A 24,239-nucleotide genomic window follows, 5' to 3' on the forward strand; every position below is an offset into this window, starting at 1 on the left:
GTTAAAATGACACGTTTACACCCAGAAGGAATGTACGGGTTTTGGGGTAGAAATTGTACGCTTCGATACCCGGAGCCAATCCGCCCTGATTGATTTCAGGATCAATCCCTTTGTATTTGGTGATCACAAACGCGTTGTTGACCGATGTGTAGATGCGCACGTTGCGGATGTACTGACCCAGATTTTTGAGGGTGTAGCCCAACGTGGCATTGTCGAGCCGAACGTAGCTGCCATCTTCAATGTAGCGGCTGGAGTACTTGAACGAGTTCACATCAGTTGCTTTTTCATCGGCGGCATCGACCAGAATGTTGGTAAACTGAGCCGTGCTCGGACGGAACAGATCGGCGCGGGTGGCGTTGAAGATTTTGTTACCGAAAACGCCCCGGAAAAATACGTTCAGATCGACGTTGCCATACCGCAGCGTGTTCGTCCAGCCAACCAGCAGTTTGGGCTGTGGGCTACCCAGGTATTTATAGTCCGTCCCGATGACCGGTGTAGTAGTGAGTGAACCGTTGCGGCTTACGTACTGCGAAACACCTTTGTCGTTTTTACCGGCATACTCAAGCGAGAAGAACTGACCCAGCGGCATACCTGCTTTCAGGATTTGCAGGGTACTGCCCGTTTGTCCGGCCCCTTCAGGCTGCGTGGTCCTGACGGAGTCACCACCCACGAACAGTGGGTTCGTTAAACTGTTGATCCGGTTACTGTTGTGCGCCAGATTCAGACCTGTTGTCCAGCTGAACTTACCCTCTTGCACCGGTGTCGCGTTTAGGCTGAACTCAATCCCTTTATTGCTCATGCTGCCCCCATTGGCAATGATGCTGCCGGCGGGTACCAGTACCGGGTTAACCCGGTAGGCATAGATCATGCCGGTGGTTTCTTTGTTATATACTTCAAGGGTACCGCTTAATTTGCCCTTCAGCACGGTGAAATCAAGACCGATGTTAGCCGTGGCCGTTTTTTCCCAGCGTAAATCGGGGTTGGCCGCCTGCGTAGGACCATAGGCGGCTGTTTGGATACCGTTGTAATAATAGGTACCCAGGCTTCCCGAAATAAACTGCGCCGTGTAGGCATTGAAGCCCGATGAGTTACCCGTTACCCCGTAGCTGGCCCGGAATTTCAGGTCGCTGAACAGGTTCTGGTTCTGCATGAATGACTCCTGGTCGATGCGCCACGCAACACCTGCTGCCGGGAAATAACCCCAGTGATGGTTGTCGCCGAATACCGAGCTGCCATCGCGTCGGATCGAGCCCTGCACCAGGTATTTGTTTTTGAAGTTGTAGTTCAACCGGGCAAAATCGGAGATTAGCCGCGTTTCCTGGTAGATACCGTCCGGGCCGAAGTTAATCCGGTACGACGAAACGGCGTAGGGGTTACTCAGCGCAAAGTTGTTGTAGCCAATGTTATCGACGGGGAAGTTGGTCGTCGACGTCTGGAAGCCATCACCCGAGACATTGCCCTGCCACGAATACCCTAAAACAGCGTTGATGGAGTGGTTCCCAAACTCCTTGTTCCAGGTAAAGAAGGTTTCCAGCACCTTGCGCGTCGTCTGGTAGGTGTTTCGCAGTGCCGATCCGTTGGTGCCGAAGTTGAGCAGACTATGAACGAGTGGCGGGTCGGGGTAGTTATAGAAGTTGGCGCTGTTGTATTGGGTGTAATAGCTGGCGTACGATTCTCCGTGCAGCGACGTATTGCTCTGGTACGACAGGTTGAGATCGTACGAAAGGCCAAATGGCAGTTTTACCTGCGCAAACAGAGAACCGACCAGGTTATTGTACTTCGTATTGTCCTTGGCGTAATTGATCATCGCTACCGGGTTGAAATAGCCCGTATTCTGGAAATTCTCAAAGTAGCTGCCATCCGGATTGGTTACTGGCGAAACCGGCAGGTGGTTCACCATCTGGTTCAGTACGTTGTTGCGGAGGGGCGTGTTGTTGGCGTTGCTGCTGGAGTTCGTAACGTTGAGGCCGATCTTCAGTTTGTCATTAAAAGCCATTTGCTCAACGGCAAGGCGGGCAATAACCCGATTCAGGGAGCTGCTTTGCAAAATACCCTGCTTGTCGAGGTAGTTGATACTGGCGCTGTACGTACCGTGTTCCGTGCCCCCGCTGATGGAGATATTGTGGTTGTGCGAAACGGCGGTACTACGCTGAACGGCGGCCTGCCAGTCGGTATTGGCATTGAAATCATCTCTGGGAGAAAACGACTGACCGTTAGCGGTTAAAAACGCCCGCAGTTGGGTAGCGTCCATCATTTTCAGTTTGCTCGACACTTTTTCGATCCCGGCATAGCCGCTGTACGTAATCTGCATCTGGCCTTTTTTGCCGCGTTTCGTCGTCACCATGATAACGCCGTTAGCCGCCCGGTTTCCGTAAATAGCTGTGGCAGCGGCATCTTTCAGAACATCGATCGACGCAATATCGTCGGGAGCAATAATCGAGATATCCGCGCCGGGCACACCATCGATTACATAAAACGGTCCCTGCGAGCTGTTAATCGTAGACGCTCCGCGCAGAATGACGGCGGCTGGTGCGTTCGGGTCACCATTGGCCGAAATGTTCAGGCCCGGCACTTTACCCTGCAGTAACTGCCCCACATCGCTGATCGCCCCCCGGTTCAGTTCTTCGGGTTTTATGGTGCTTACGGCGCTGGTCAGGTTTTTCCGTGACTGCGTACCGTATCCCACCACCACCACTTCGTTCAGGGATTTGTTGTCGGGCTGAAGCTGAATGTTCAGCGTTGTCCGGCTGCCTACCTGGGCTTCCTGCGTGACATAGCCCACAAAGCTGAACACCAGCGTTGTGCTGGCATCGGGCACGGTCAGTTGATAGCGTCCATCGGCGTCGGTATTGGTGCCCCTAATGGCGCCTTTGATCACGACGTTGACACCCGGCAGACCTTCGCCTTTCTCGCTGGTTACGCGGCCACTCACCCGAATATCAGCCGGGCCTTTTTCGGTCAGCGTTAAGGGCTGGAGTGATGATACACCTGTCTCACCGGCGGGCACCATTCCGCTTTCCGACTGGATCAGTTTAACCGAGGTCGTATTTTCTTTGGCAGGAGTTTTAATCACGTAATACGCTTGTCCACCCATTTTCTGGGCAGTCAGTCCGTACGGTTTGAGTAGCAACTGCAGTTGCTTTTCTAGCTTTCCGGCCCCCATCCGAAAATCGGCGGGTACAGAAATGCCTTTTACGGTAGCTTCTTCAAACACTATACTGACCTGATACTGCCGACTTAAATCGGTAAGTACTTCCTTGAGCTTCTGGCTCTCGGCGGGCGGTGTCTGGGTAAAGTCATTGACTTTACGCTGTTGACGGGCAAAAACGACAGCCTGTGCCGTAGCTAGTTGCTGACATAGCAAACCAAGCAGGACAAGACTTATTTTAGGTAGACGTAGAAGTGGCATTGGCACTAGGTTTGTTTAATAGTTCGTAATTCGATATGGTGGCGGGTCTTCACAACAGTTAGCTGGAGCAGTTCGGCTAACACTTCCAGCAGGTCGTCGGCTTTCTCGGCTTTGAAATTGCCGGCAATCCGCTTCTGGGCGAGTTCCATTTCAGGAACGACGACTTTTACGCCGAATCGCTCCTGAATCTGAATGGCTATTTCGGACACGGGCGTATTGTCGAAATAAAACCAGTGCTCTTTCCAGGCAACGAACGGGCGGGCAGGGACCAGCTGACGCAACTGGTAGCGGCCCGAGTTGGCCACGGTGACCACGTTGCCGGGTTTCATGTACACCTGCTGCCCCTGGGCAAGTTCGAGTTTTACCTTGCCTTTGGTGAGGAATACGCGTTTCCCCCGTTTGCGGGCATACACAACGAATTCGGTACCGAGCACTTCCACCTGAAATTTATCGGCGGTGCGCACCACGAAACGCTGGTTGTTTTCGGTATGCGTTACGGCAAATTCCCCCTCCCCTTCCAGAAACACCTCGCGGGTATTGGAGCCAAACCCAAACCGAGGCACTCGCAGGAACGAGTTAGCATTGAGCGTTACGGTTGTGCCATCCGATAGTTGGTAAACAGCCGTTTGCCCATAAGCCGTCCTGTAGGTTTTGTATTGAATTTGAGCCCGAAACAGATAGGCTCCAAGCAAGCTTACCAGCAGTACCGAAGCGGCCATGCTCCACCCCAGCCAGTTATTTGTCCAGAAAGCCGGGCTGCTTTTGACCACAACGGGTTGCGGAGGTCGTGGCTGGGTTTCCTGCAAGATCTGCTGGAAGGCCCCGAAAGCTTTTTCAGAATCGACCGCAAATTGGGGCCGCTGGCTTTCCCATTCATCCAGATACTGATAGTAAAGCTCCTGATTCACTTCATCAGCTATCCAGGCTTCAATGTATTTTCGCTGGATAGCCGTAGCTTTTCCGTCAAAAAAGTCAAATATTATATGTTTCGTAAGCGACGGCTTCATAGCTGATTCATGGTTTGTCTGGAAGACAGATAACGTATACGTTTGCTCATCCCGGCATGCAGAAGTAATCGACTCCGATCGATACGATCAGCGCAATAAACCAGTCTGCTTTTAAGTCCTGCCGAAGCTTGCTAATGGCCCGAATGAGTAATTTTTCGACAGCGCTGTTGGTAATTTTCATATCCTGCGCTATCTCCGAGTACTTCTTGCCTTCGATGCGGCTTAGTAAAAAAGCACGCTGACATTGGGGGGGAAGGTTTTGAATAATCGACTCGATTTTCTGGTGTAGTTCACTGTAATGTAGCACCTGATCGGGTTGTAGAGAGGCCGGAATTGACTGTTTATCAGCCGACTCAAGCGAATCTGACTCGCGCAGTTCCCAGCGCAGGTAGTTGTAGGCCCGGTGTCGAACAGCCTTATAGAGGTACGCCCTGTATGAGGTGGTTATCTGCTCGTATGTTCGATCCTGCCAGAAAACCGTGAATACCTCGGCAACCAGGTCCTCGGCCACTTCTTTTGAATAAACGAACCGAACTGCGTGATTGACCAAGTTCGTATAGTAACGCCGGAACAACAGGGCGCAGCCACTCATAGCATTCTCAACAAACAACTGACGAAGGATCAATTCATCATCTGTTACCTTAATTAAAGGCTCGGGTTGCTCATTATCCAGTGACAACGTCGGGCCATCGGCTCTGGAATGCATAAAAGGCAACGGTAATAGCTGCATACAAACTTCCGTTAATCGGGTAGTACTTCTGGTAGACAAGTTTAGGCTGCCTTACCTCACATTGATTATCACTATTTTTTCAGAATAAAATCAAAAAACACGCCTGTTACGCCTGTTGGTGGATTTTGGCATAAAAAAAACGATAAGTTATAAGGGGCATCTGTAAAATGGGTATCCTTTTGGCCCTTGTTGATAAGCAAACGGATGCTTGTGCGTTGGGTCAACACAACCCAAATCCAACGGTAGCCAATCGTTTGTCAAGCCCGTTTTCGGAAAGCACTGGGTGTACTCCCTGTGTATTTCCGAAACTGCTTACAAAGGTGACTTTCATCGGTGTAGCCAAACTCATCCGCAATCTGGGCCAGCGTTAGCGGACTATAAAGCAAGCGGGCTTCAATGAGTTTAATTCTGTGCTTAACAATGTACTGCTTCAGTGACTCGCCCGTCTGCTTTTTAAAAAACAGGCTAATGTAGGCTGGGGCATAGTGGAATACATCGGCTAAGTGGTCAATGGTGAGCATGCCGGGCTGGTAGATATGCTCCCGGATGTACATCAGGATTGCATCTACCGAATCGTTCGTCTGCGGGCTGGCCGGGGTCTGGCTGAACAGATTTCGGGCCAGAATCATGAGCATACTGCGCAACAGACTGTGCCGAATGATGGCAAAATACGGCGACTGCTCCCGTTTATATTCCTCCTCCAGCACCGTTAGCAGACAGTGCAGTTTCTGCTTCTCCTGTTTATCCGCCACAAGGGTACCCCGACTCTGGGAAGCGGTTGCCAGCAACGTTTTTATGATCGGCTGCCAGGGAGTTTCTTTTTCTTCGGCCGGGTACTTCTGGACTGATTCATTAAATCGAATAAAGCAGAACTCGGTTACTTGCTGAATGGCAAAATCATGGTAATCCTCCGGTCCTAGCAGAAACACATCCCCTTCGCTGTACGTGAACGTATTTCCGTTGATATTATGAATGCCGCAGCCCTTCAGGATAAAAATAATCTCGAAGTAGGTATGCTTGTGGACCGCGTGCATCCAGTTCGTTGCTTCGAAGTGGTAGATATTAAAGGGGGTGTGTAGAATGTAGCGTTTCATAAACCTATAGGGGAGTGATAAAGCTACCAATAAAGGATGGATTTTTACAATTTATCACCGTTCAGCCGATCGTAGTTTTGCTGCTGTGTAATCCGTTATTCTACCAAAAACAAGCTCCACATGATACACCTCTTACTACTGATCGTCAGCCTTTTACTAACAATTCCTATTCCAGCCAAACAAAAACCGGATGAATGGGTGTCTCTTTTAGACAAAGACCTGAGCCAATGGGAAACCTATCTCAGCTATGCTCACAAGAATGACTATAATGGAAATATACCAAAAGATGCATCGGGTGCGCCCATTCAGCCAATCGGCTATAACAAAGATGAAACCCATGTATTTTCTGTGTTGGCGGAACCAGGCGGTCCTGTTTTGCGGATAAGCGGTGAGAAATATGGTTGCCTGTTCACCAGGCAGGAGTATGAAAATTACCACCTGAAGCTGCAAGTAAAATGGGGAACCCGGAAATATGAACCCCGGAAAACCAAATTACGAGATTCGGGCATACTCTATCATTCCATTGGCGAAGCCGGGGCAGAATACTGGCATTCGTGGATGCTTTCACAGGAGTTTCAAATCATGGAGGGGCACATGGGTGATTTCTGGTGCCAGGCCAACTCCGCTATCGACATCCGTTCGTTTCAGTCGGAGGGCGTTATGAACCGGGTGGCCGACGAAAAACAACCCTTCGGTGCGTTTAAAAAAGGGAGTGATTCCTATTGCATGCGGTCGGCCAATTACGAAAGTCCGGCGGGGGAATGGACAACTCTGGAGCTGATTTGCTTTAACGGCAAAAGCCTGCATATCGTTAATGGACATGTAGTGATGGTCCTTAAAGACTCCCGCTACACGAAAGACGATGGCCAGGAGGTGCCCATGAAACGGGGCAAGATCCAGTTGCAAAGCGAAGCGGCCGAAGTATTTTACCGGGACATTCGTATCAAGCCCCTGTCAGCCATGCCCAAAGCCTATGCTGGCTTATTTTAGCCCCAGCTTCATGGCCTTACCGAAATTTTCCTGCCTGGCTAAAAAAACAGGTTGAAGGAGTCAATTATATAGACTCCTTCAACCTGTTTTTTTAGCCAGGCAGAATCGTTTACTGCTTAACAATAATTTTCTTCGTGTAACTCTTACTTCCCTGCTGAACCCGTACAATGTACAGGCCAGCGGCTAAATCAGGCAATGCAACCTGAACCGTATGGGAGGAGGTTACTACATGCTTTAGCGGAATATTACGCAACCCACTCGTGATGGAAACAGCCAGGTCGGCGCGTTGCGTGTCTATTCCATCAATCGTTATACTCTCCGACGCCGGATTAGGATAAGTCTTGATAACAAGCTCATTACCAGAAAACAAAATATTACCTGGTCTGGCTCCGGCAGTAGTGGCGGTGACCGGAATTACTTCAAGCCCGGAAACCTTAGGCCACTCCTGACTTCCTGTCCGAAAATCCAAATTGAGCATATTATCCGTTACTGTCACGGTGAACTCCTTCTGTAAAGCGGTTAGTTCTCTACCTGCTTCGGCCGTTATATCGAATTCCGAAAGCTTCCGCTGGCCTTCAATATCGACGTTAAATCTGCGTCTGCCGATTCCGGTCGTGAATATTTCCGCAAAGTGTAATATGACTTTGTATTCGCCATTCGTGTTTATGGGGAAGTTGTACGAGAAATCGCCGTAGCGTTCACTGTGATAAATATTATCACTGAGCGTTTTATCAATATCTGACGGACTATTCTGAACGTACACATTACCACCGCTACTAAACGCGTCGGCACTAAAAACGGTACCATCGGGCAATGTATAACTACCTCCCCCGGCGTTGATCCGATATACAGATTGTCCGTCTGTTTCGGTCTCGGGCTCCTTTCTGACCAGCACGACCCAATCCTGCGTAGGCGAATTAGGCGGATTGCCAATCGATTTTGTGCCATTTCCCGTGTGTTCAGTGACTGATCCGTCTTGCAGTTCGCCACCATTCCGGGGGTCGTACCATTGCACGCTATAAGTACCTTCGGAATTAATCGTGAGGTTTGCACTGCCTCCATTCTTCAGATAAATAATATACAGCTTCCCTTCCCTTCCCAATAGCCAACCCTTGCTCACCTGGTTAAGCGGACTCAGGTCGGGAAGGGGAAGTGAGACATATTTTTTGAAAAAATCGAGCGCATGTCGGGTATACCGCCACATGGTAGCCCGCGACCGGTAATCCTGAGCCGTCAGATCGGTTTCACCCGTTGCATACCCAAAATAATATTCGACGCCAGCTCCCGAGGCCATCAGGTTGCCCCAAAGCACATCTTTTCGTATCTCGTTTTGGTTATCGGCCACCGTTCCTCTATTTCCGGGATAGGTTGCATCTGCAGCAACGCCAACTTCGGCACTACCCTGTTCATCGTTTGCCACTACCCACTTTTTCCCGGCCTGTGCTGACTTTTCCATCCATTTTTTTGTGTCTTCATAAACCCGGTCCCACATGGTCTGAATGGATGCTCCGGAGTATTTCGAAGTCCCGCCCAGCAATGGGGTATACACATCGTCATGATCTTTTACCTGTGGGTAGGTGTGAATAACAATATGATGTTGGTACGGATCATGACTGTATAGATACGCTGCACAGTCTTTCCGCTGCGCTGTGGATTGTTGGTTTTCTTCGCCCACATTCCAATTTAAGGCAAGATGGTGGCTGAAGCGTGCGATCAACTCACGATAGTATACCTTACGAAGTACGCCGAGATTCCCCCCGTCGAGAAGTCTGTCGTTTTCGGTCTCCTGCATTTTAACATGTAAATACATGCCCATGCGATCGGCATGCTCAAAAACCGTTTCCCACTGGTCGAGCTTTGAGCAATCGAAGCGGGTAAAATCGGTGGCTGTTACGTACGGATAAACGTTCTGATCGTCTCCCTGAATGTTCATCGTGAGAAACGAAAACACATTCAGCCCCTGCCCCGACAAATAATTAATAGCACCGATAATCCCTTTCCCCTTTTCACCTTTCCAGGTGGGGTCTCCGGGGCGCCAATCCTGCACATGCGGTCCCCAGCTCTTCCGGCGATTGCCTATATTGGGTGTATTATCGAAATCCGCGTAGGCTAAGAAGTTCTCAGGGGAATCGACACCTGCTTTCAAAAAATAATCACCTTTTTCGGCAAACTGCAAATAATGTTCGCCCACATACCTCAACCGGCCTTTCCCGCGTAAATCAACCCCCGACTTATCCGTGGCAGAAATGACAAACGTGCCGGACTTACCATCAATCAACTCTACCGGAACACCCGCCGACGGATCATCGCTTACGGCAACGTTAGTACCGGCCCGCATGGAAACACGATACGTCCAGGTTCCGGCTTCATCTGGTGCAAAATGAACTTTCCAGATACTGCCCGCATCTGCACTTGTCTCCCCTGCCTTGCCATCAGCCGAAAAGTAGCCCGGCACCTGGTAGTTGATGGACCCATTCGTGAACGTCACATTCAGCCTGTAATTTAGAAATGGATTGTTGGCTCCTGCTTCCGAACTGGCTGGCCCATTGATGGTCAGCGTAACCTTGTGCCATTTTTTTAGTTCTCCCCCCACAACAATTTCGCCAGTGCCTACTTCGGGTTCACCACCGTCAACCGGCGGGCTGGCAATGACATTAAAGGTGACGGTCAATGGGGTGCCCGCTTTCCCTTGCGAATTATAAGGAGTGGCGGTTAATGTGTGGGTGCCTATTGATGGAGTCCAGTCGTAATAATCACCATCTGTATCACCAGCCAACGAGTATGGGGCGACCACTTCTGTGCGATAGTTAGACTTCCCGTCCAGCGAAAATACCACTCTTCCCGTAACCAACGGAACGGTATTAGCTCGTATATTAAGCCTTGATCCGGTCTGGCTCAGGTCGATTACATCCCCATCAGCGAGTTGTTTTATATCGGTGTCCGAAGCTGAATTAATCAGAGTAAGGCCTGAAATGCTATCGGCATAAACTGATCCGCAAATTGAAAGTGAAGCAATAAAGCAGAGGAAAAAACACAATAAAACTGTTGATTTTTGTAGTTGCTTGTCCATAATTAATTTGATCTACCGAAATAATTTTAAACAAGACGGATTACCGCCTTTCACCTTCTGTATTACAATAAAAAAGAGGCCTCAGCGAAACGCTTTCGCTGATTAACTAATATATCTGACGAGTGTATCGCCAACATTATTCTGATTCCTATTGGTTGACTCATTAATCTATCTCATCAACAAACACCATGTTCAGAGATTGACGAACGATTAGTTATTTAACTACTGGCCCAGAGAAAGCTAGAAATAGAATTATTAGACCACTTAATTACGTTTCGATCAATGAATATTGATGAAACGTAAATTTCTAATTTTACTAGCAGGGCCTTTAAGAGATTGTGGACTATTCTTACAAAACAACTCAAAATATTTAGGCTTTGATAATGAGACTGATATCGAGTATACGACGACTTAGATTGCCGTTTAGTAATAATCCATTGATAATCAAATATATATCTATATAGAAAAGAATCTACCTGTAACAATTTCTTTATTAAACGGGCTTTAATACTTTTTTAATACAATTACTTCAACATGTGTAACTACTTTAAATTGAGTCACTATGCCCTATTATATTGAGAATTCAACGCTGTTAATTAAGCTGGAGAATTGGTCAAAATGTGCAATAATTAGTAAAAGCGTAGTTTAATATTTTAGCTAACAGATTACAAAAAATAAACAATAATAACCGAACGGGAATACCTAAACTATTCCAAATTTCCGGCAAAAAGCGTTTACCACTAAAGATGCGACTTAAGGTTATCGTTGTGTAAATGGGCGAGCAATTTACTCGACCCGATCAAAGCTAAATGGCCGAGTTTGATTGAGGTGATTTTTTATAAAAATTATCTGAACTCATACTAGAAATTGGATATGCTTATCGGTCAGGATATCAGTCTGGTTCAGCAAACAACAATAAAATACCGTTGAGGCTACCGTTCTTATCGAACCGCACAGCCTTTAGTGAACACGCGATTAATGATGGAATTTGCTTTTCAGATTGACCTCTTAAAACGGCAAGTTGCCTAGAACCTATACCTCAACTGAGCCTGTAGACTTAACATATACGAATGTGCGTAAACGTAATTGGCCGACTTCGCATTCAGGCTGTACTCCAGCATGGGCTGGACCACTAGAGAAGCGTTTTTCCTAACCTGGTAAATTATTCCTGCACCCACCATCAATGGGCCATTACGAATAGCCTTACCCACCTTTATGGGTATTTCCTGCCCGTTGACATAGGCATAACTGGTCGATCGAAAATTCGCGGAAGTACCTACCGACAAATAAGGCGAAAGGCGTTTGATTGCCCAGGTGTAATTAAGGAGAACCGGTATCCTGTAATTATACTCGAAAGGATGACTGCTCTGAATATGAATTGTATTCCTGTTGTTATTTAGCTCAAAATCGCTCTTTGATGAAAGGTTTGCCGTGGCCCAGATACCAGCCGATACAGACCATTTGGAGGAGAAGTTATAATGGCCCATCAGCCCGAAGGAATAGCCCAGACCATGTGATCGGGCAACTAATGTAGTCGTCGGATAAGCAGGATCGGTAGAAAAGGGGAAAACGGCTTTGGAATCAGAATGCCCGTAAACAGGCGCAAGGCTGACAGAAACAGAGAATCGACTTTGTCCCAAAGCCGGGGTTATCCACGCGGTCAGGATGAGTATCAGCAAAGCCAAAAAGAAGGGTTCAGTTTTCATCGTAATGACAAACGGGAAGTTGCTCCATTAACAAACCCGTGTGTTCAGTTGAGTTAGTACACGAAGCCATTTTCAAGCCAACTTTACTCGCAGTCAATCCGTCCAATCAAGGTGCCGGCAACGTATTGACCGGCAAGGCCGATTGATACGTTGCCGGGTAAATACACTGATGCAATTAATATCGGTAAAATTTGATCCGGACAATACTATACGCTCCGTTCTTTTCTTTTTGAAAACGCAGTGACCCGGCTCTGTTATTTTTTACACCAAACGGGCCAATTCCTCCCCCCCCGGTTCCTTCATCGCCATTCAGACGTCGGCGGGGAACCCATTTGGCATTCACGAACGATCCTTCCTCCATAACGTCCAAATCGACGCGTGGTTTTTGTGGGTCGGGGCTGGTGGGCGTAAACGTTAGTTCATAGTCGCGGCCAACGGCAATGAACTCATCCGGCCCTGCAGCGAAGAGAATTCCTCCGGCAAAAGGTGCTTTCTTCTCCGTCGATGCGGCACCGGCGAAACCTCTGGGCACAACCAGATTTGCTTTCACCATAAATCCATTCAGGGAAAAGCTTTGCGACATAACCGTTGAATCGACAAAAACACCGGCCATTGTCCCTTTTCCCTGATGCTGCAGGATAAGCTCTTTTACCTGCGCCACGGCCGCGAAGGTCTTCGTAAAAGGGTCCTCCTCGGCCGGGCTGTCGTCAATGCCGAAAGGGGCAACGCATAGCGCATCGTGCTGACCATACAGCCAGAACGCCAGATTAGCGGCTTCGGGACCCTGCTTGATTTCCGGAATAAACAACGGATTGCCCGAGCGGTGGTATTGTTCGGCCAAGGCATAGACGCCCTGTTTGGACGCATATACATTCGGCGTAATAAAATCAATGGCCGGGGCATTGGCACGCCAGATATCGAGCAGGTGCGGCACTGGCCCTCCGCTCGGGTACTTGCCGGGGGTACTCATTAGCCCGGCGGCTTTTGGCCAGGCGTTTATGAACATGGGAATCGGGTAGGCTTCTTTACCGGCTGCTGCTACTTTGCCAATAAATTTCGTGTAATAATACGCGGTAAATAACTCTTCAGGGAAGTAGGATAGCCCATTGGGCGTTTTATCATCCAGCACACTTTTGCCAAAGACATCTTCCCAGCCGCCGGTCATCTTGTACCCGTTTGCTTTCCAGACACTATCCAGACCAGGCTGCAGCTTTGCTCTATTCGTTGCCAGATAGGCCATCAGGTCGGCTGGTACACCTTCCTTGTAGGCTTTTCCGGCTTCGTCGCTGTAATCGCGGGGGCTATAGAACAGGCCGGGCTCGTTTTCTACCTGAGCCAGTATAACGGTCTGCTGCTTTGCGTCGATTTGCCGGATGTGCTGCATCAGTCGGATAAACGCCCTTGCATTGGCCTGTAGCGCATTGGCCGAAAAGACCGAAACGACCGGCGTGGGCTCCCCTTCTTTGTTTTTTACCCTTGGGAACCTGGCCAGGTTAGCTTTAACCCACAGGGGTGCATAGGTAGAATACGTGGTTTTGAACAGACCAAACCACAGAATTCCCAGATGAAGATTTTGTTTCCGGGCTCCCAGAATCAGACTGTCTACCAAAGTGAAATTGAAGGTACCTTCCTGAGGCTCCAATAATTCCCAATATATGGGTACCAGAAGGGTGTTCACATTCTTCGCCTTCATTTTCGACCAAATGGGACGCATATAATCTGCCGTCGACACACTTGAATTATGCAGTTCGCCCCCTAGAGCCAGAAATGGCTTGTCTTTGACAATCAATTGGATTGTATTCCCCTGCTGTGCCAGATGGGGCGGCTTGTACGACTGAGCCCCGACCGAAGTGCCGGTTGCCAGTAAGATTATCAGAAACAGGAAATTCCTCATGGGTCTAATGGGTGTAATGGTCGATGCGGGTAAATGAGCAAACACTCAGATACGCAAAAACGCGTATCCCTTATGGGCCAGCAGCCCAAGCACAGATCGTTGATTTTTACAGAAAAAACTTGATTTACGACAAATTTAAGCGATCAACCGGTAGCCTGACGAGTCAAAACGAATCCGTTAATTGTCAAAAACAATCAAAAAAATTGGCGGTAATGCTTTTTCATTGTAAACTCACCGACCAAGTTTACCAGCTACTCGTTGATGCCCCCTTCTGTATGCCCGATAAGACAGAACCTGTTCCTATTCTCACACCCGGTGCCTTGAAGGAAGTTGCATTTAAGCAGCCCAACTGGCCAACACTGCATCTCAAATCGCTTCATTACTTTCACATCAATCCGCTTGAGGATGTTCGGGAAGCCCTGAATTTTCCTACCCTGCCCCACCGTAAAACCGTAATTGACTTTATGGTCGTTACTCAAGGTCAGCTCATTCGACGGATTGGATTGACCCGTCACACTATTTCCCGAAATCAGATCGTCTTTATTCCGGCTCATCAGATTTATAATGAAGAGTGGATGAGTGAGGATGTGAAAGGGTATTACTGCCATTTTGAACCTGATCTGGTAAGTCATTCCTGGCTAAAATCCGATATGGAGAAGGAGTTTTCGTTCCTCCATGTTGGCCGGGAATCGATCCTGATACTCAGTGACGAGATGCTCGCGGTGATCCTTTCCCTGTTAGAGCGACTAATGAGGCTTGTCGACAACAAAAGCGCCGATTTGCCCTTACTGGTCAGGCTGTATGTATTAACCCTGTTGACCGAGTTGAAGCAGGCCAGTACGCTGGCGACAGCGCGGGATGCAATACACCGGAATGCCGCCTTTCGGATTACGCAGCTATATAAAGAGGCATTAACGAAATCTATTTATGAGACGTATACCGTGTCGGCTTACGCAACGCTGTTGAACGTCAGTCCCAACCATCTGAATAAATCGGTGAAGCTGGCTACCGGTCTCTCCGCCCACGATCTGCTGGAGGAAATGCTCCTGCTGGAAGCCAAAGTGTTGCTGACACAAACCGAGTTAAGCATCGGAGAAATCGCTTACCTGATCAAAAAGCAGGACCCGGCCAATTTCACTCGCTTTGTCCGAAAAAAGACCGGACTTACGCCAAAAGAGTACCGGCGGAGTCATGTCGGTTAGTTAAACTTTACCCCTTTACGGACGTTAAGATGAGCACGATGATGGATAAGTAGATAGTGATGCCATTAATTTTTCAATAACCATCAACCATAATTAGTACCCTTCGCATGACGCAGAAACGAATATTTTTTACAGGGGGATCGGGAAAAGCAGGAAAGCACGTAATTCCATATCTGCTCGATCAGGGACATAAAGTACTGAATGTAGACCTGACGCCTTTGGAGCACCCAGGGGTAGATAATCTGATTGCTGACATTACCGATTCGGGCCAAATGTTTAATGCCCTGAGTTCGTACGCAGGTCTGGATGAGTTGGAGCCAGGGCATGGCGTACCCAAATTTGATGCGGTTGTCCATTTTGCGGCCATACCCAGAATCCTGATCAAGCCGGATAATGAAACGTTTCGGGTCAACACCATCGGCACCTACAACGTAATCGAAGCCGCGGTTAAACTTGGTATCAAAAAGATAATTATTGCCTCCTCAGAAACAACCTATGGTATCTGTTTTTCCGATGGCCCGACCGACCCTAAGGTACTGCCGCTGGAAGAAGATTATGACGTTGATCCCATGGATAGTTACGGCTTATCGAAGGTCGTCAATGAGAAAACGGCCCGCAGCTTCCAGCGACGGTCGGGAGTCGATATCTACGCTCTTCGCATCGGGAATGTGATCGAACCCCACGAATACGCCGATCTGTTTCCCTATTATTTTAATCATCCTGAAGTTCGGCGCCGGAATGCCTTCTGTTATATCGATGCGCGCGATTTAGGCCAGATCGTGGACTTATGTTTGCAAAAAGACGGTCTCGGTTATCAGGTTTTCAATGCCGGAAACGATCAGAATGGAGCCGTTATCCCCAGCAAAGAACTGGCGTCAAGGTTTTTTCCCAATGTACCCATCACCCGCGATCTGGGGGAGCATGAAGCCCTGTTCTCCAACCGCAAAATCCGTGAAGTGCTGGGATTCAGCGAACAGCATAACTGGCAGAAATACGTTAAATGGGAGTAGCGCAACATTGGCGCTCAAATGACTTCCCGGCGGCCAACGATTACGCCGTCTAAATCACTTAATCGGGGCCGCCGGGATAGCTCATGATACTACCGTTCAGGTGTTACAATGCCTCTTCCCGGTAAAACCGGCCAGGTTCCCGACTGTCGACTTCCCCGGCATAGTACTGGAGACAAAAAAAGATACCAATGGATTACAGTCGAGTCCTGTTAGTAGACGATAATAAAGAGCTGGCCGAGTTGACGGCTAAAATCATGCAGACGCTTGGCTATGAAGTGCATACATGCTTTAATGGTCAGGATGCAATTGAGGCAGCAAAAACCTGGCAACCCGATGTAATGCTACTGGATATTGGCCTGCCTGACCTGGATGGGTACGCAGTCTGTGCCTATATTCGCCGGCAATCCTGGAGCCGCTCTTTACCCATTATTGCCCTCACAGGCTACGGTGAGGAGTCCGACAAACAGCGCAGCTTGTTGGCTGGGTTTGATACCCATTTGCTCAAACCCATCGATTACACGACACTTGCCCAACTCATCTGCCGGACAATAGCCGCTAAAAAACAGGCCCCATCGTTACCCGCTAGTTTTTAACAACAGACTATCAGATACTTCCGCGGCTCTTCACGTCTAAGGCTAAATCGTTTTACGCTAGCCATTCACCTTTGCCCGAACCCATGCCGTGTTCGCTTGTCTGTACAATCCTGCTTCTGCTACTTAGCAATCCGCTGATCATGTGGGCGCAATCCGGTGCCAATAACCCCGACCCTACTCGCTGGATCGACTACGCCCGGCCATACATAAAGCTACCCATTGTCGAAAACGGCTTGTATCGGGTCACACCGGCTGAGTTACGTCTTGCCGGTGTTCCAACTGATCGACTAAACCCCAGAACGGTTCAGCTCTTTCATCGGGGCGTCGAACAGGCCATTTTTATTCAGGGTGAAGCGGATGGGCGCTTCGATGCCAGCGACTTTCTGGAGTTCTACGGTCGCCGGAATGATGGTGTGTCGGACTCCCTGTTGTACCATCCCTTTTCCGCACAGCCTCACCCCTATTATAGCCTTTTCAGCGATACGACGGCTTATTTCCTGACCTGGGGATCGGCTACAGTTGGTAAACGCATGACCGCTTATGCCGATTCGTCGGATACCGGTCTCCTTCCTGAGCCGTTTCACTGGGCGGAAGATTTGCGACTTTTTACCGACAATTATCCCGGTTGGCCGAACGGGATAACCCCCAAAACGGAATACAGTTTTTACGAAGCGGGCGAAGGCTATACAGGTAGTATTCAACGAAAAGACACCCCTTATTCCCTGACGTTTTCACTAATGAATGCAGCGCGCAGCGGTCCCAACCCAGAAGTAACGGTACTGCTCGCAGGTCGGGACTACACCAATCACCGGGTCGACTGCCTGCTCGGCCCTATACCTGATACCCAGCGACTAGCCGATTCAATCCGTTTCTCAACCTACAACAATGCACTTTTACAACCGTTGCTAAAGTGGACTGACGTTGGCCCCGATGGAAAACTACTAATCTCGACCGTTTCGCGGGGAGAAAACACGTCTGTCGATACCTATTCGATCTCGTATATCCGCGTTCGTTATCCGCAGACCTTTGCGATGAACGGACAGCAGGAGCAAACTTTCCGGCTGGTGGCTAATTCGGCTGGGCGGTCGTTGATTTCCGTTCGGAATCTCTCGCCCAACACTCGTTTCTGGGACATTACGGACCCCACCAATCCAATTCAGCTTAGCCAGCCAATTCAAACTGATTCGACCAGACTAGTTATCCATCACACCGAAATCGCCCGGACACTCCTCGGCACTTCTCAGCCCAAACGTGTATCGAAACTTTCGCCCGTACACTTCACCGACCTGTCGGGGCGTCGGCCGACCTATGTGCTCATTACCCACGAAGACCTGATGACGCCAATACCTGACTCATCGACGGGCCGGATTACCAATGCGGTTGAGGCCTATGCCGCTTATCGGGCTTCGGCAACGGGCGGTGCCCACAACACGCTGATGGTTACTATGTCGCAACTTATCGACCAGTATAACTACGGCGAACGAAGCCCGCTGGCGATCCATCAGTTCATGAACCAGATGCGGCAACAAAGCCGCGAAAAATTACGCTACCTGCTGCTCATTGGCCGGGCGCGCAGCACGCCCGGTATTCGAAATAATCCAAACCAGTCTATTCTGGACATGGTCATGACGGCCGGTTACCCCGGCTCCGATGGGTTGTTTACGGCCGGGACGGATGGTGTACCAACCGTTCCAACGGGCCGCATCAATGCCAGAACACCGCAGGAGGTATTGGACTACCTGAACAAGGTAAAAGACTATGAGAGTCAGGCCGATGAGGCTGGCTGGCGGAAGAAACTGCTTCACCTGAGCGGAGGGCTATCGGCGGGCGAGCGGGATCTCTTCCGGCAGTTGGTTGACAGCTACCGAAAACCAGCAACAGCGGGATTGCTGGGCGCACAGGTATCGACGGTTTCCAAAGAAACGGATAACCCGATTGAATCCATTCGTGTGTCGACACAGGTCAACGAGGGTATCGGCCTGATGACGTTTTTCGGCCACTCGGGTTTAGCCGTTACCGATTTGGCAATCGGATTCTGCTCCAACGATGCGCTCGGCTACAGAAATAAGGGTCGGTACCCATTCCTGATCGTCAATGGATGTGCCATTGGGGATTTCTTTTTTGGTCGGCCAACGCTGTCCACCGATTGGGTACTCACGCCAAACCGGGGAGCCATTGCTGCGCTGGCAACTAGTCACCTTGGCCAGACGGATGTAATGCACCGCTATACAACAGCCTTTTATAATCTGCTGGCCGACAGCGCTCAACTCAACAAATCTATTGGGCAGTTGCAACAGGAAACCATTCGTCGTGTTTTGGCAACCTCAACCGATGGGCGCGATTTGGCAAATTGCCAGCAAATGGTTCTACAAGGTGACCCCGCCATCCAACTTTTCCCATTCAGCACGCCCGACTATGTTTTAACAACCGGTGGGCTAACGGTTCAGGGCAATACCGGACCTGCAAGCGACCCGCCGTTAACGGCCCTGAGTGATTCGGTACAAATAAAAGCCATCGTTCAGAATGCGGGACTTTACCGAAATAAGCCGCTTCCGATTCGAGTTCGGCGCCGGGCGAACGGACGGGAGCTGGGCGTATTCAACACGGTTATTTCCCGCTCCGTTGTCTTTCGGGATACACTGGTGATTACCTTTCCTAACGAACGCGACGCAGAGGGCGATAATGAATTTGAGGTACTCATCAATCCAGCCGACTCTCCGTTGATGCAAACAGAACGAAATCAAACCAATAATCAGGCTCGTTTACGTCTGACAATTCCCGGACAGAGTCCCATTCTGGTTTACCCGCCCCCGAACGGCAGCATACAGTCGTCTACTATCCGGCTAACGGCACACTACCCATCCAACAGTCCCTATCTGGCTGATATTGAACTTGATACCACTGGTACGTTCAATAGTCCCTTTAAACAAATACGGCGCATAACCGCCACGAACATCATCAGTATGCCGGCCCGGTTACTGGCTCAACCGAATGTTACTTATTACTGGCGCGTCCGATTGGCAGACAGCACCGCATCCGGCCAGAATCGGGCATGGTCGATAGGCTCGTTTGTGTATTCACCCATGAGTATGCCGAAGGGCTGGCCGGAAGGGCAACTGTGGCTGGCCGATACGTTGCCGACGGATGCACAACAGGGCGACGTTGTTGCTGTTCAGGCTCTATTTGCCAACCTGAGTCCGGTTCGGTTTACGGATTCCCTGATTGTCCGGCAAACGCTTTACGGAGCAGGCCTGACGAACCTACAACAACAGCAGTGGGCGGTTCTCGCCCCGGCAGGTAGCGATACGATTCGGATAAAAACCCGAATCGACACCCGGCAACTCCCCGGCCTGAACCGGGTTCTTTTAACGGTCAACCCGCGCCTGCAACCCGAATACTCGTTTATCAACAACACCCTCGACTTTCTTTTGCCGGTTAAACCCGACCGGACAGGACCTATACTGGAAGTTGCCATTGATGGTTCCCGAATTACGGATGGTTCTGTTGTTTCGGCTCGCCCGATCATTGACCTGCTGCTTATCGATGACAACCGTTCGCTGTTGCGGCAAGATACCTCGGGCGTAAACTTGTATTTGCAGGGACCGGGACAAAAGGCGGGCTTTCACCGACTGAACTGGCGCGGCTCTGTCTTTGAACCCGCTACAACTGCCAATGAATTCCGAATTCGATACACCTCACCCCGATTAGCCGAAGGAAATTACCGATTGCTGGCTACCGCCGGGGATGTTGTGGGAAATCTGGCAGTGCCTTATCAGGCGAACTTTCGGGTGGTCAACGAACGCGAACTCACCAGCCTGACCGTTTACCCCAACCCGTTCCACGACAGGACTTTGTTTTCAATCCGGCTGACCGGCGAACAGGCCCCGTCCAGTCTGACCATCCAGCTATTCAATCTGGCCGGTCAACCCGTGCGACGGTTGAACCTATCTCCCCGAATCGGCCAGACGGACGGTGTCTGGGATGGACGCGACGATCTCGGGAACCCGCTTCCGGCGGGTGTTTATTTCTATACCATCAGGCTAAAGGATACCCTAAACTGGCCCCTTGCCGACAACTTGAATCGTAATCTGAGCGGCCGGGTCATCCTGCTCCGCTAATAAGTGGAGGGAATGGTGGAGTGTGTTTCCCAACAATGACTACATCACTCCCTTCAGGCCACGAAACACAGCCTCCGGAAAACGGATCAACTCACCGCAACCGGTTCAATATACACTTGTCGAATGGTGGGTTCAGCCGCCTGAATCGTTTGCCGAATCCGGTTGATCCCATCGACAATAGCATCTGTTTTAAGCTCGGGCTGGAAAGCAACACGTTGAATCAGCACAACCTCCTCCGGTCCCATTTGAAACGTAAATGCGTTCACTGTTTTCAGCACGTCGGCATCAGCATTGGCTAAGGCTATGGTTTGCTGAACAATGACCGGGGCAGCCGCTTCACCCATCAACAAACTGCGGCTTTCGCGGGCCAGCAATACGGAGACCGCCATTAACAGAATACCGATCAGAATAGACGCTGCACCGTCCAGGTACGGGTTATTGAGTTGATGCCCCAGAAAAACACCCAAAAACGCGATGATCAGTCCCAGCACATCGGAGACATCTTCAAAGAGCACCACAAACGTAGCCGGATCTTTACTTTCTTTCACTGCCGACCAGAACGGCTGGTCGCCCCGCTGGGCATTAAACGCCCTGAAAGCCGTTACCATAGAGATACCGTCCAGCACGATGGCTACGCCCAGCACGATGTAGTTCCAGAGGGGATTTTCGATGGGATTTGGATGCTGTAGATGGGTTATTCCTTCGTAGAACGAAACCCCGCCCCCAACGGCAAAGATGAGCAGCGAAACCACGAACGACCAGAAATACAACTCCCGCCCGTACCCGAAAGGCCGTTTGGCATCGGCCGGTTTCTGACTTCGTTTCATGCCCAACAGCAACAATACCTCATTGAGTGTGTCGACCATCGAGTGAATTCCTTCCGAAACCATGGCGGAACTCCCCGTGACGCCAGCGGCTATAAATTTGGTAATGGCTATTGCCAGATTAGCCCCTAAGGCCGTGTAGATTGCGGTTTTCGTTGATGCCATGCTGGTTCAACTACCGATGATCAATTTATGTTTACCAACGGACGCGTAAAGCAGACAACTGCAGCGCTTCCCGCAGATTGGCAGGTACATAAATGTGATTTCGGGGTACAAATGGCCCGGCAGGCACAACCCTGTCCGATTGGCCAATGATAAGTCGGCGTACTTAATCCCAGCACTCCATAATGAGCAGATCGCCGGTTTGGGCTTCAACACGAACGAAACCGTCACGGGCGGCTTCGTTGCTGCTGCTGGTATTATAGCCCAGGGTGAGCGTGGCATTCTGAAGATCGTATTTCAGGCCTTCGGAGGTATAGCCGGTTACAGTGCCAACGGGAATCAGCGAGATGGGCGTTCCAGCCTCGTACCATTTCTCGAATCGGCCGACCAACGGAAAAATCTTCGAGTGGTCATCAATCATCACGATACGAATCTGGTCTTTGTACCGGACAATATTAGTCATGTTAGTCAGGCTATGGTCTGCCCGCCGACCGGTGGCCCAAACGATATTCACCGCCGGGTAGCCGCGCTCAATCAGGTAGTCGATACCTTTATCGAGGTCTGTTTTATCCTGATTGGGCGTATGAACGATTTCCAGCGGGTATTGCTGCGCCCGAATGGCGTCCAGATCCAGATCGCGGTCGAAATCACCGAGCAGCACATCGACTTTGATACCCAGATCCAGCACCCGCCAGATGGCACTATCGAGCACCACCACCGTTGGACTCCATTCCAGAAGCTGACCCAGCAACTCGGCACTACAGGCCTCGCCGTTGGCAATCAGCAGGGCGGGTTCCTGCTTTTCGCGGACGATGTGATGTGAGGACATACGCGCTAGACCAATCCGCTTTGTAAAATCTTCTCAATATCTTCCGGGCTATCGACGCTCGGCGTCTGAAAGTCAGTAGACACGAGTTTGATTCGATACCCGGCTTCCAGCCAGCGTAACTGTTCCAGCGATTCGGCCCGCTCCAGGGGTGATGGAGGTAGCTGTGTCAGCTTTTCCAGCACATCCACCCGGTAAGCGTATAAGCCAACATGACGATGATAGGCATGATGCGCGTGCCATTGATCGGGTTCGACGCCCCACAAATACGGAACTGCCGAACGACTAAAATACAAGGCTTCGTTCTGACTATTAATGACAATTTTGGCTTCTTTCGGGTCGTGAAGCATCTCCGCCGAATCGACCGTTGCCATCTGCGTAGCCAGCTCCACGGTGCCGTCCAGAATAGCGGCCAGTTCGTCAATCTGCGCCGGGTCCAGGAAGGGTTCATCGCCCTGAATATTCAGTACGTAATTGGTCGCATCGTCGGCAATAAGTCCATCTGCAACCAGCCGGTCGTAGGCCTCCCAGCAACGATCGGTACCGCTGGGGTGATCCGTTCGGGTCATCACCGCTTCGTAACCAAGTCGGCGTACAGCTTCGGCGATGCGATCATCGTCCGTTGCCACCACAACTTTCGAAAGCGATGCTGACTGACTTGCCTGTTCGAGTACCCGCTGAATCATAGTCTTGCCGCCAATGTCGGCCAGGGGTTTGCCAGGAAAACGGGAGGACCCGTATCGAGCGGGGATTATTCCGATAATCATACTTTAAAAGTTATGCCACAAACCGGGCCACTAGAGCGGATGCCCCGAGATAACACAGAGATTCGCACAGGGTTTATTCGCTGTGCTTATTTAGGTTCCGGACCCTTGGGGCCTATTGTCCAGTAGCTCGGCTCGATGGCCTGCCGCTGCTGGTAATATTGGTCGTAAACGGGCTTGTAGCGTAGTCGCTCGGCCATGACGGTGTCAAACTGGCCAAGCAGGCCCAATATAAGTTCGGAACCTTCCCGCACGGCAAACTGCCCGCTCTGGGTACCGGTTATGTAATCGACCAATCCGTTGGTTACTACGTAATTCATGAATAAAGGATTGGCCTGTCGCCGAATCATGATGCGTACACCAACGACTTCGGCCACGGATAGGTCCAGGGCATCGTCGAAGAAGAAGGCCACCTCTTTCGGTTCCAACTCATGCTTTTCCAGCAGATGGGCCAGCACATCGACTTTGTGCTTAGCCTGTGAATAACAGGCATGAAAATGCTCGCGACCCACAAGCGTATCGGCTTGTGCATTGGTTACGCCGGTAATGACAGCCGCTACGGGTAACTGCCCTCCCTGTTGCAGCCAAAGCCCAAACCGGAGCAGGTTAGTACCCATCGAGTCGACTTCGCTGAACGAACTGCTGCCCGCTTCGGTCTTGGTGCCATCGTTGAAAACGCCGTCCCAGTCGAACACAATAGCCTTTACTAACCGAAGCTTCTCGGTCAGTACATCGGCAGATGTAACAAATTGACCGCCCAGGGCGGTGAAAGTTTTTTCGATGTCAACCATGAGAGGGCTAAAAGATGTATGATATAGGATGTATGATGTGTTAGCAGCC

The 24,239-nt window shown here is 50.2% G+C and carries 16 protein-coding genes; 5 read left to right on the top strand and 11 right to left on the bottom strand.

The genetic code is table 11. The annotated features are described in order from the left end of the window. Position 1: 1 nt before the first annotated feature. The 4 genes from ACYVJM_RS05295 to ACYVJM_RS05310 all read right to left on the bottom strand — a co-directional run bounded on the left by ACYVJM_RS05295 (position 2) and on the right by ACYVJM_RS05310 (position 6,240). A complete protein-coding gene (locus ACYVJM_RS05295; protein ID WP_461147152.1) occupies positions 2-3,409 on the bottom strand; it encodes a SusC/RagA family TonB-linked outer membrane protein in 3,408 nt (1,135 codons plus the stop codon). A 5-nt stretch (positions 3,410-3,414) separates the two neighbouring features. Next, on the bottom strand, positions 3,415-4,416 hold the full coding sequence (locus ACYVJM_RS05300) for a FecR family protein (RefSeq protein WP_461147153.1): 1,002 nt from the start codon (positions 4,414-4,416) through the stop codon (positions 3,415-3,417). Positions 4,417-4,462: 46 nt separating this feature from the next. After that, a complete protein-coding gene (locus ACYVJM_RS05305) occupies positions 4,463-5,146 on the bottom strand; it encodes an RNA polymerase sigma-70 factor (protein ID WP_461147154.1) in 684 nt (227 codons plus the stop codon). A gap of 257 nt (positions 5,147-5,403) precedes the next feature. Further along, complete coding sequence (locus ACYVJM_RS05310; protein ID WP_461147155.1) at positions 5,404-6,240, bottom strand: AraC family transcriptional regulator; 837 nt, start codon at positions 6,238-6,240, stop codon at positions 5,404-5,406. A 120-nt stretch (positions 6,241-6,360) separates the two neighbouring features. Here ACYVJM_RS05310 and ACYVJM_RS05315 point away from each other — a divergent pair, with 120 nt between their 5' ends. After that, entirely contained in the window at positions 6,361-7,230 is an 870-nt protein-coding gene (locus tag ACYVJM_RS05315; RefSeq protein ID WP_461147156.1) for a 3-keto-disaccharide hydrolase, read from the top strand. A gap of 109 nt (positions 7,231-7,339) precedes the next feature. On the opposite strand, the gene ACYVJM_RS05320 is transcribed toward ACYVJM_RS05315, so the two are convergent. From ACYVJM_RS05320 to ACYVJM_RS05330, 3 genes are all read right to left on the bottom strand, one after another. Next, entirely contained in the window at positions 7,340-10,024 is a 2,685-nt protein-coding gene (locus tag ACYVJM_RS05320) for a malectin domain-containing carbohydrate-binding protein (RefSeq protein WP_461147157.1), read from the bottom strand. A gap of 1,301 nt (positions 10,025-11,325) precedes the next feature. Continuing rightward, positions 11,326-12,006 carry a hypothetical protein gene (locus ACYVJM_RS05325; protein WP_461147158.1) on the bottom strand — a complete coding sequence of 227 codons (681 nt, stop codon included), beginning with the start codon at positions 12,004-12,006 and terminating at the stop codon, positions 11,326-11,328. A gap of 175 nt (positions 12,007-12,181) precedes the next feature. Further along, complete coding sequence (locus tag ACYVJM_RS05330) at positions 12,182-13,900, bottom strand: GH35 family beta-galactosidase (protein WP_461147159.1); 1,719 nt, start codon at positions 13,898-13,900, stop codon at positions 12,182-12,184. A gap of 275 nt (positions 13,901-14,175) precedes the next feature. Between ACYVJM_RS05330 and ACYVJM_RS05335 the strand changes: the two genes are divergently transcribed. The 4 genes from ACYVJM_RS05335 to porU2 all read left to right on the top strand — a co-directional run bounded on the left by ACYVJM_RS05335 (position 14,176) and on the right by porU2 (position 20,823). After that, entirely contained in the window at positions 14,176-15,102 is a 927-nt protein-coding gene (locus ACYVJM_RS05335; RefSeq protein WP_461147160.1) for a helix-turn-helix domain-containing protein, read from the top strand. 107 nt (positions 15,103-15,209) lie between these two features. After that, the gene (locus tag ACYVJM_RS05340) at positions 15,210-16,112 is read left to right on the top strand and encodes an NAD-dependent epimerase/dehydratase family protein (protein WP_461147161.1); all 903 of its coding nucleotides are present in this window, start codon (positions 15,210-15,212) and stop codon (positions 16,110-16,112) included. Positions 16,113-16,300: 188 nt separating this feature from the next. Beyond that, a complete protein-coding gene (locus ACYVJM_RS05345; protein WP_461147162.1) occupies positions 16,301-16,705 on the top strand; it encodes a response regulator in 405 nt (134 codons plus the stop codon). 83 nt (positions 16,706-16,788) lie between these two features. Beyond that, complete coding sequence (porU2, locus tag ACYVJM_RS05350) at positions 16,789-20,823, top strand: putative type IX secretion system sortase PorU2 (RefSeq protein WP_461147163.1); 4,035 nt, start codon at positions 16,789-16,791, stop codon at positions 20,821-20,823. 86 nt (positions 20,824-20,909) lie between these two features. On the opposite strand, the gene ACYVJM_RS05355 is transcribed toward porU2, so the two are convergent. The 4 genes from ACYVJM_RS05355 to ACYVJM_RS05370 form a co-directional block, all read right to left on the bottom strand. Then, positions 20,910-21,812 (bottom strand): cation diffusion facilitator family transporter, encoded by a 903-nt coding sequence (locus ACYVJM_RS05355; protein ID WP_461147164.1) that lies wholly within the window; start codon positions 21,810-21,812, stop codon positions 20,910-20,912. Positions 21,813-21,975: 163 nt separating this feature from the next. Beyond that, positions 21,976-22,638 (bottom strand): thiamine diphosphokinase, encoded by a 663-nt coding sequence (locus ACYVJM_RS05360; RefSeq protein WP_461147165.1) that lies wholly within the window; start codon positions 22,636-22,638, stop codon positions 21,976-21,978. Between the two features lie 5 nt (positions 22,639-22,643). Further along, positions 22,644-23,402 (bottom strand): 3-deoxy-manno-octulosonate cytidylyltransferase, encoded by a 759-nt coding sequence (gene kdsB, locus ACYVJM_RS05365; RefSeq protein WP_461147166.1) that lies wholly within the window; start codon positions 23,400-23,402, stop codon positions 22,644-22,646. Between the two features lie 86 nt (positions 23,403-23,488). Beyond that, entirely contained in the window at positions 23,489-24,190 is a 702-nt protein-coding gene (locus ACYVJM_RS05370) for a phosphatase (protein ID WP_461147167.1), read from the bottom strand. Between the last annotated feature and the right edge of the window lie 49 nt (positions 24,191-24,239).

It is taken from the genome of Spirosoma pulveris (assembly GCF_054781875.1).

What these genes read in the sequence shown, in the direction of transcription:
- ACYVJM_RS05295 (WP_461147152.1), bottom strand. Translation starts at nt 3,409, where the DNA reads ATGCCACTTCTACGTCTACCTAAAATAAGTCTTGTCCTGCTTGGTTTG.
- ACYVJM_RS05300 (WP_461147153.1), bottom strand. Translation starts at nt 4,416, where the DNA reads ATGAAGCCGTCGCTTACGAAACATATAATATTTGACTTTTTTGACGGA.
- ACYVJM_RS05305 (WP_461147154.1), bottom strand. Translation starts at nt 5,146, where the DNA reads ATGCAGCTATTACCGTTGCCTTTTATGCATTCCAGAGCCGATGGCCCG.
- ACYVJM_RS05310 (WP_461147155.1), bottom strand. Translation starts at nt 6,240, where the DNA reads ATGAAACGCTACATTCTACACACCCCCTTTAATATCTACCACTTCGAA.
- ACYVJM_RS05315 (WP_461147156.1), top strand. Translation starts at nt 6,361, where the DNA reads ATGATACACCTCTTACTACTGATCGTCAGCCTTTTACTAACAATTCCT.
- ACYVJM_RS05325 (WP_461147158.1), bottom strand. Translation starts at nt 12,006, where the DNA reads ATGAAAACTGAACCCTTCTTTTTGGCTTTGCTGATACTCATCCTGACC.
- ACYVJM_RS05330 (WP_461147159.1), bottom strand. Translation starts at nt 13,900, where the DNA reads ATGAGGAATTTCCTGTTTCTGATAATCTTACTGGCAACCGGCACTTCG.
- ACYVJM_RS05335 (WP_461147160.1), top strand. Translation starts at nt 14,176, where the DNA reads ATGCCCGATAAGACAGAACCTGTTCCTATTCTCACACCCGGTGCCTTG.
- ACYVJM_RS05340 (WP_461147161.1), top strand. Translation starts at nt 15,210, where the DNA reads ATGACGCAGAAACGAATATTTTTTACAGGGGGATCGGGAAAAGCAGGA.
- ACYVJM_RS05345 (WP_461147162.1), top strand. Translation starts at nt 16,301, where the DNA reads ATGGATTACAGTCGAGTCCTGTTAGTAGACGATAATAAAGAGCTGGCC.
- porU2 (WP_461147163.1), top strand. Translation starts at nt 16,789, where the DNA reads ATGCCGTGTTCGCTTGTCTGTACAATCCTGCTTCTGCTACTTAGCAAT.
- ACYVJM_RS05355 (WP_461147164.1), bottom strand. Translation starts at nt 21,812, where the DNA reads ATGGCATCAACGAAAACCGCAATCTACACGGCCTTAGGGGCTAATCTG.
- ACYVJM_RS05360 (WP_461147165.1), bottom strand. Translation starts at nt 22,638, where the DNA reads ATGTCCTCACATCACATCGTCCGCGAAAAGCAGGAACCCGCCCTGCTG.
- kdsB (WP_461147166.1), bottom strand. Translation starts at nt 23,402, where the DNA reads ATGATTATCGGAATAATCCCCGCTCGATACGGGTCCTCCCGTTTTCCT.
- ACYVJM_RS05370 (WP_461147167.1), bottom strand. Translation starts at nt 24,190, where the DNA reads ATGGTTGACATCGAAAAAACTTTCACCGCCCTGGGCGGTCAATTTGTT.